We start from the raw sequence: 8026 nt of genomic DNA, 5'->3' as shown, positions 1-8026 counted from the left end.
CGGCAACCGGCAACCGGCAACCGGCAACCGGCAACCGGCAACCGGCAACCGGCAACCGGCAACCGGCAACCGGCAACCGGCAACCGGCAACCGGCGACCGGCGACCGGCGACCGGCGACCGGCGACCGGCGACCGGCGACCGGCGACCGGCGAACGGCGACCGTGATCCGCTACTCGGCTGCGCGATCCGCGAACTCCACTATCCAGCGCTCGTCAGCGCTGCGACCCGGCGCATCGCAGCCCTGCGCCAGTCGTTACGCAGCACCACTGCACGGTAGTGTGAAGAGCGAAGCGGGGCGCTTCCATTTCAACAATGTCGGCGCTTGAATGTTACAGCGGTCTGCCCTCGGTCCTTCGGTCCTTCGGTTGTATGCCCGTCGAGCCGACCCGCGTGACAAGCGCCGCGCCATCCCGGTTCATTTCGATTGTCGGTCCGCATCGGGCGGGCGAGACGGCGACTCAAGCGCAAGCCGTCGGCCGAGTCGAAGCCGGTGGCCAGGGGCAAGTGCGGTGCGCGCGCTTCACTACGCGGGGGCCTTCCGATTGACGCAGATGAAGGCGTCGTCGTCGCGACCCGACTGTCTGAGGTGCCTCCTTTGACGCAGCGGCTGGTGCGGCTGCGCCACTGCGGTCGTCTGCCTCCGGCCTGTCGGTCGAGCACTCGTCGACCTGGCCCGCGTCACAGGCGGCGCGTGAACCCGGCTCATGCCGACCAATGGCCGTTGGACGATGGCCGAATGGCCGATGGCTCATCAAGCGCAAGTCACCCGGCCGGGTGGAATGGGGTGGTCGGGAAACGGTCTTTGCCGCGCCGTGCTGATCTGGGCGGCCTGCCGACCGCTATCATCGCAGGCGTTGCGATTGGCGAAGGCAACTGCAAGTGAGGTGCAGGTGCAAGTGCAGGTGCAGAGCCCGCCGTCTTTACCTGCGACCGGCGCGCAAAGTGTGCTGGAAACCGCTCATGGCTCGCTACGGGCAGGCGTCCAGTCGCCGCTCTTGCCGCCGCGCTTTTCGACCACGCCGACATTGGTGATGATCATGCCGCGATCGATGGCCTTGACCATGTCATAGATGGTGAGCAAGCCGACCTGAACGGCGGTCAATGCTTCCATCTCAACGCCCGTGCGCCCGACGGTTTCGACGCGCGCTTCGCAATGCACTGCGCTGGCCGCCTCGTCCAGTTCGAAGGTGACGGCAACACGCGTCAGCGCAAGCGGGTGGCAGAGTGGGATCAGGTCGGCGGTGCGCTTCGCACCCTGAATGGCGGCAACCCGCGCAATGCCGATGACGTCGCCTTTCTTCGCTTGTCCGCTGGCGATCGTCGCGAAGGTGTCGCGCGCCATCGTGATGGTGCCGCGCGCGCGTGCGACGCGTCGGGTTTCGGCTTTTGCCCCGACGTCCACCATATGGGCGTCTCCGGCAGCGTCGAAATGCGTCAGTTCTTTCATCGTGGTTTGCGTTCGAGAAGGCTTCAGCGGTCTATCATAGCGTCGATCGATGATGGTCCAGACAATTCAAGTCGGTGCGCACGCGTCGTCGCAGCATTGCCGCGCATTGTTTTCGCCAGCCGCCACGTGGCAATGCTGCGCGGTTTGATGACGGCCGCGGGCACGGTGGCCGGTCCTCGATGTCGGGGAAGTCGTGTCGCCGCACGGGACGGAGGAGCGCGTCAGCGCTGGCAAGCCTGCCGGCAACGGCAACGGCAACACTCCGCTGGCAGGCATCGCCGTGAGTCGAACCACGAAGTAGCGGAGGCACGGGTGTTCGCGCATTGGGCCGGGACCGCGACATAGGCCGGTTTGTCGACAAGCGCTCGGCGGGAAGCCTGAGTTAGGCTGTCGGCATGATCGTTTTAGCATCTACCGTCACGTGCTTACTCGCACGGTTTGTCTTACGTGCCGCTGCACATGCAGCGTTGCATACATCGCCGCATGTGTCGCCGCCGCATGTGTCGCCGCCGCGTGTGTCGTCTCCGCAGCATCGTCGTACAGCCTTGCTAAACGGCCCGATGAACCCTCGAAGCATGCCTTCGCGAGTGCTTTCGTGAATACGTCGATGACTGCCTTGATATCTGCCGCAAACTCTAGTGCGTCGATCTGGGCGACAAATGGCCTGGTAGTCAGAGTGTCCGGCACGGCGACGCGGTTGCGTGGTGCGGAGCGGCCTTGCGATGCCGCATCGCCGCGGCGGTGGCCTGGGCAGCGCCAGCAGTGGAAGCGGGCACATTGCGTCGCCTGGCTGGCGCCCGCCGATCTGTCCGGCATGGCTGCCGTTAGACTGCATCCGTGGGCGTGGTGACTGCACTCGGCCGTGCGAGCTTCTTGCGCGGCGGCAGCGCGCGCTTTCAAGCCGCGGCGCGGCGCGGCGGCCAGGGGGGCGACCGTCGCGGGCCACGGTCCCGCGCGCAACGGCTTGGCGCGTGCTTGATGATCGCATTGCTTGGCTGCCCGCTCGGCGCGCACGTTTGGGCCCAGCCCTTGCCTGCGGATGGCCGCGAGCCGTCGTCGGCGGTGCCATCCGGTACGTTGCGCGCCGGGCGTGACCCGTCGCAAGGCGAGCCCGCCCGCGCACGGGTTTCAGGTGCTTCGGCACCTGCAGCGGCTTCGGCGGCTGCGGCCGATCCAGCCGGCAACGCACTGCCGGGCTCGCCGTCACGTCTCTCCGCACTGCGGGGCGGCGCTCCCGCTTCGCCCTGCACGAGTGGGGCGGATTGTCTGCCGCCGCGTCCAATCGATGTCTGCGCGGGTGTGGCCGGCAGCAGCGCGTCGGAAACGCTGCCGGTTGGCGACGTGTGTCGTACACCACGCTTTGCCTCCAGCAGTGAGCAGCCGATGCACGGCAATGTTCTGCCGACGCTCGGCGACGGCTCCGGCGGTGAACTGTCGCCGGCGGACGAGCGGCGCTGGGGCGAGGTACTGCTGCGGGAGGTCAGGCGCGACCCGTCCTATCTGGACGATCCCTTGCTGAACGACTACGTGACCGGGCTCGCCGGACGGTTGGGTGCCAGCGCGCGCGAGCGCATCGATCCGGCGGCGCCCCGCTTCACGGCGTTCGTGATGCGCGATCCGATGATCAATGCGTTTGCGATGCCCGGTGGTTTCATCGGCGTGAACACGGGTCTCATTGCGACGACGCAAAGCGAATCCGAGTTGGCGTCCGTGCTCGCGCACGAGATCGGGCACGTGTTGCAGCGGCACATTGCCCGCAGCATCGGCCCTGGCAAGCGCGACAGCTACACGGCGCTGGCGGGCACGTTGCTTGGCCTGCTGGCGGGCGTGGCGGCGCGCAGTGCGGACCTCGGCATGGCGGTGGTGACCGGCTCCCAGGCGTTTGCGTTGGACAATCATCTCGCGCTATCCCGCTCGGCCGAGCAGGAGGCGGATCGCGTGGGTTTTTCGGTGCTGTACGGCGCGGGCTTCGACCCGGACGCGATGATACGGTTTTTCGGGCGCATGGAGCGCGCTTCGCCCGATGTTTCGGAACTGGCGAAGTACTTCCGTACGCACCCACTGACGAGCGAGCGGATGGCGGAAATCTCGGACCGTGCGCGCGGACTGCCGTACCGCTTTGCGCACGAGGACCCGCAGTACGCGTTCATGCAGGTCCGGGCGCGGGTGCTCCAAGCTGAGGACAAGCTGGCTTACCTTCGCGTACGCGACCAGTTGGCCGGCGAATTGGCGCAGCAGACGGCGCCGGAGCCGGCGGCAAACTGGTATGGGATCGCGCTCGCGGCTCAGCGGCAAGGGGATATCGTTGGCGCGTCCGAAGCGCTGCGACAGGCGCGCGCGATGCTGGTCGCCACGACGAACCGGGATCTACGGGTCGGTCCGTCCGCGCCATCGATGACCGCGGTGCCGGTGCCGACCGGCGCGCGGGCGCCAGGCGCCGCCCGTGATGACGGCGCCGTTCCACCGCGTGCGGTGTCGTCACGGCTGCTGGCCGATTTGTCCTTGTTGCAGGCGGACATCGCGATCACGCGGCAGCAAGCGGCGGCCGCGCGGACCGCGTTGCAGGCTGCGCTCGGCGAGGCACCGTCCTCGGCGGCGGTGTCGCTGGTGGCAGCGCGCATGATGGCGCGTCTGGGCGACCACGTCGACCAGGTGGCGGTGCGACGGCTCGCCGAGTCGTTCACGCGGAGCCGTCGCGACGATCCCGACTGGTGGGCAATGCTGGCGCAGTCCTGCAATCGGCTCGGCGATGTCGTCTGCCAGCGCCGCGCGCAGGCTGAACGGTTGGCGCTGGACGGCGCCTGGGCGTCGGCTATCGAGCAACTGAAGCAGGCGCGCGATGGTGGTCAGGCCGGCCTGGACGAGCAGGCGGCGCTGTCACGCCGGCTGCGCGAGATGCGCACCGCCTACGAAGAGGAACGCGAGGACAGGAAGGGCTGGCCGCAATGACCGGGGCGGCCGGATCGCGCTCGCCCGCGACGTGCGTCGGGGGCCCCCGCCCGTCGCGAAGCGCGAATACAGGCTGGGCGGAGCCGCGATGACGACGATCGGCGGCATCGTCAAGGCGGGACAGCCGGGCGGGCGTGTCGCCCGTCCGGCACGCCGACGCCGGCTGCAAAATGCAGGCGCTGATGCCAGGGACAGTGGCTCACTACAGCGGCTGCACAAAGCGGTCATGACCGTCGAGCGGCGCCCCCCCAGTCGCCCCAGCCAACCCAGCCAACCCAGCCAACCCAGCCAACCCGATCGACGCCTCAAGCGCGGCATTGGCAGCGCCGGCGCTCGAACCGAAGACCGCACCGAAGACCGCACCGAAGACCAGGCCGATGACTCGACCGACGGTTGAACCGATGCCTGGCCCGGCGGCGGAGCCGATCAGCGTGAGGCGGGCACGTCCTCGTCGGCAGGCAGTGCGAGCGACGGGTGGCGGACGAAGCCGAAGCGTTGCTCGATCTCGGCCTCGGCCAACTGGGCGAGCGGCAACAGCGTGCCGTCGTCGGCTTGCCAGCGGGTGTCGCCATCCTGCTCGCTCATTCGTTCGGTGAACGGGCCAAGGTCGTGATCGTGCAGCAGCGCGAATTGCAGCGCGCCGTCATCGCCACGCCGGCCTTCGAAGACCACGTTGCCGTCGTCGACCAACCAGCAGCGCAGCGGCGTGAACGCTGCCCCGGTCTGGTCGCGCAGCGGCGCATGGCCCGTTTCCCCGGCTGGCACCGGCATCAGGCGCACGATCCATGGCGCGTATGCGAGCTCGACGAAGACGCGTTGCGGGCCGTTCTGGAAGAACCACCGGCCATGGGCGTCGCTGAGATAGTTGCGCCCGATGAACTCGTTCAGTTGCGCATGCCGGATCGGCTCGCCCAGGCCGCCAGCGGCTTGCACGGCCTCGTCGCGCATGCGCCACGCGCCGCGTCGGTCAAGCAATAGCCAACCGGTGCAGGCGGGCACGTTGGGCCACTTCTCCAGCGCGCGCTTGACGTTCTCATCCATGGTCTGTTTCCGTGTAATCGTCGAAGAAGGCGGCAAGGCGAGCGGCCAGCCAGCCATTGCTTGTCCGACGCATCGCCTCGCCGAGCGTTCCCGTCGCGAATCCGACGTGGCCGCCCTGCGCGGGGCGCTCGATCAGGACCGAGGGCGAGACCTCGCCCGGTCCCGGCAGGGTGCCGAGTGGGGTGAACGGATCGTTGGCGGCGTTGAGCAGCAGCGTCGGCACGGCGATGTGCTGCAGCCAGCGACGCGACGAGGCGCGACGCCAATAATCGTCGACGCCGGCGAAACCGTGCAGCGGGGCGGTGACGAGGTCGTCGAAGGCGCGCAGGTCGCGCGCGGCCCGCACCGCGTCCGCGTCGAACAGGCCGGGGAAGCGGGCGAGCTTGGCGAGACTCTTGCGCTTGAGCGTGGCGAGGAAGTGGCGCGTGTAGATCATGTTCAAGCCGCGGCCCAGTGCATCGCCGGCGCGTTCGAGATCGATCGGGGCGGAAACGGCCGCGGCCGCACGCACCCAGGCGGCGTCCTGCGCCTGTTGGCCGAGCCAGCACAGCAATGCGTTGGCGCCCAGCGAAACGCCGGCGACGAAGAGGGGAGCATGGGGCGCGCGGGCCCGCATCCGGCGCAGGATCCAGTCGATCTCCGCGGCGTCGCCCGAGTGATAGAACCGTGGCAGGCGGTTCAGCTCGCCGCTGCAACTACGAAAATGCGGCACGGCGGCTTGCCAGCCGCGCGCCGCGGCGACAGTCATCAACGCGCGCGCGTAATGGCTTTCGGCGCTGCCCTCCAGGCCATGGAACAGCACGAGCAGGGGGCGACCCGATGTGGCGGGCGCGGCGGACGTGGCGTGCCAGTCGACGTCGATGAAATCGTCGTCGGGCGTCGTCCAGCGTTCGCGCCGATATGCAACCGGTGGCGCGCCGAACACGGTCGCCGGCAAGATCGTCTGCAGGTGACCGCCGGGCAACCACCAGGGCGCGGGATAGTCGCTGGTGTGCGGCGCGGGTCCCGCGACGGCGCCGGCGGGCGCGCGCATGCGGTTCAGTGCAGGACGCCGCGGCCCTTGCGCAGCTTGTCGGTGAATTCGCCCGCCGCTTCGTCGCGCATTTCGCTCGCGTGCAGATGGGCGATGCGCCATTCGCCACGGTCCTGCACCATCACGTAGGTCGTGAACACCATCTTCTCGCCGGCGTCGCTGCGATGCGCTTCGGCCACCGCGTAGACGACCGTCGCCAGGCTGTCGTAGACGCGGATGTCGAGCGGTTCGATCGTCGACGGCTGCTCGTCGATCTGTTTCGCGAAGCCGGCGCGGATCCGTTCGAGGCCGTGCAGATGGCGGCCGTCCTCGCAAATACACGAGACGAAATCCTCGTCGACCCACAATTCCATCAATGCCTCGATGTTTCGTTCGGCCAACGCCGCGTAATAGGCGTTGAGCGTTTCGGCGGCGGCTTCGAACAGGCGGGCAAAGCGTGGCATCTTGAGATCGTTGTCGGCGCGCCGCGTGTCGCGGCTCGCGGAGCCTCGACAGGGGCGCTCGGTTGTCAGTGCGGCGCGCTCAGCAACTGGCGCAGCGTTCCGAATACCGCTTCCGGCGCCAGTTCACGCAGGCAATTCAGATGGCCGAGCGGGCACTCTCGCTGGAAGCACGGACTGCAGTCGAGATGCAGCCATTGTACCCGTGCCTGCTCGGAGAGCGGTGGCGTGTGACGCGGGTCGGTCGAGCCGAACAGCGCGATCAGCGGCCGGCGCAACGCGGCGGCGACGTGCATCAGCCCCGAATCGTTGCTGACCACCGCCGTGGCGCGGGAGATCAGCGCACAGGCCTCGCCCAACGCGGTCTGTCCGCAGAGGCTGCGCACGAACGGCGCCTGTGCGACGATCGCCTGCGCGGCGGCCTGGTCGCCGCCCGTGCCCAGCACCACCAGTTGCGCGTACGGGAACGACTGGTGCAGCAGGCGGGCCAGTGTCGCGAAGTGCTCGGGCGGCCAGCGCTTGGCCGGGCCGTATTCGGCACCGGGGCACAGCGCGATCAGCGGCAGGCGCGTGTCGAGGTTGAAGCGATGAAAGAGCCGGATCGGCTCGTTCAGATCGGCTTCCAGGCGCGGCACGGGCAGCGTCTCGGGCAACTGGGCGCCGGGCGCGTAGGCGAGGGCCGCATAGTGCCGCGTCATCGACGGACGCTCGCCGCGGGGCGGATTGGCATGCAGCACATTCAGCCAGCCGAAGCGCTGTTCGCCCCGGTAGCCGATGCGCAGCCGGATGCCGGCCAGCTTTGGAATCAGCGCGGATTTGTACGAGTTCGGCAGCACATAGGCCGCGTCGTAGTCCTGCTCGCGCAGATCCGCGGCCACTTGCCAGCGGCGGGCGATGTCGAGCCGGCCGTGCTCGAACGGCGCACGGTGGACGGTGGCGATCTCGCTCATGCGTTCGAGCACGGGCGCCACCGACGGCGGCGCGAGGGCGTCGATCGTCAGCCTCGGGTGCAGGCGTTTGAGCAGGGTGAACAGGGGCTGCGCCATCAGCGCATCGCCGATCCAGTTCGGCGCAATGATGAGCGCGCGGCGCATTCGGATAGTCGGAATCGTTGT

Annotated in this window: 7 protein-coding genes; 2 read left to right on the top strand and 5 right to left on the bottom strand. The window is 68.6% G+C overall.

Annotated features, from left to right (window positions below):
- Nucleotides 1-959: 959 nt before the first annotated feature.
- The gene (moaC, locus tag BLU54_RS22755; RefSeq protein ID WP_091913450.1) at nucleotides 960-1448 is read right to left on the bottom strand and encodes a cyclic pyranopterin monophosphate synthase MoaC; all 489 of its coding nucleotides are present in this window, start codon (nucleotides 1446-1448) and stop codon (nucleotides 960-962) included.
- Between the two features lie 1383 nt (nucleotides 1449-2831).
- On the opposite strand from moaC, the gene BLU54_RS22750 reads away from it, so the two are divergent.
- Both BLU54_RS22750 and BLU54_RS22745 read left to right on the top strand, forming a co-directional pair.
- Entirely contained in the window at nucleotides 2832-4397 is a 1566-nt protein-coding gene (locus BLU54_RS22750; RefSeq protein WP_170845277.1) for a M48 family metalloprotease, read from the top strand.
- 88 nt (nucleotides 4398-4485) lie between these two features.
- Nucleotides 4486-4794, top strand: a complete 309-nt coding sequence (locus BLU54_RS22745; protein ID WP_091913446.1) for a hypothetical protein — start codon at nucleotides 4486-4488, stop codon at nucleotides 4792-4794.
- A gap of 29 nt (nucleotides 4795-4823) precedes the next feature.
- On the opposite strand, the gene BLU54_RS22740 is transcribed toward BLU54_RS22745, so the two are convergent.
- From BLU54_RS22740 to waaF, 4 genes are all read right to left on the bottom strand, one after another.
- Nucleotides 4824-5438, bottom strand: coding sequence for a DUF2946 family protein (locus BLU54_RS22740; RefSeq protein ID WP_091913443.1), 615 nt, complete (start codon nucleotides 5436-5438; stop codon nucleotides 4824-4826).
- Entirely contained in the window at nucleotides 5431-6471 is a 1041-nt protein-coding gene (locus BLU54_RS22735) for a YheT family hydrolase (protein ID WP_211435397.1), read from the bottom strand. Before BLU54_RS22735 ends, BLU54_RS22740 begins: the two co-directional genes overlap by 8 nt.
- Nucleotides 6472-6476: 5 nt before the next feature.
- Complete coding sequence (locus BLU54_RS22730; RefSeq protein ID WP_091913441.1) at nucleotides 6477-6914, bottom strand: nuclear transport factor 2 family protein; 438 nt, start codon at nucleotides 6912-6914, stop codon at nucleotides 6477-6479.
- A gap of 65 nt (nucleotides 6915-6979) precedes the next feature.
- The gene (waaF, locus tag BLU54_RS22725) at nucleotides 6980-8005 is read right to left on the bottom strand and encodes a lipopolysaccharide heptosyltransferase II (protein WP_091913438.1); all 1026 of its coding nucleotides are present in this window, start codon (nucleotides 8003-8005) and stop codon (nucleotides 6980-6982) included.
- Nucleotides 8006-8026 lie beyond the last annotated feature (21 nt).

The organism is Chitinasiproducens palmae (assembly GCF_900095735.1).
Classification (GTDB): Bacteria; Pseudomonadota; Gammaproteobacteria; order Burkholderiales; family Burkholderiaceae; genus Chitinasiproducens; species Chitinasiproducens palmae.
This window is presented reverse-complemented; position numbering and strand designations above follow the sequence as displayed.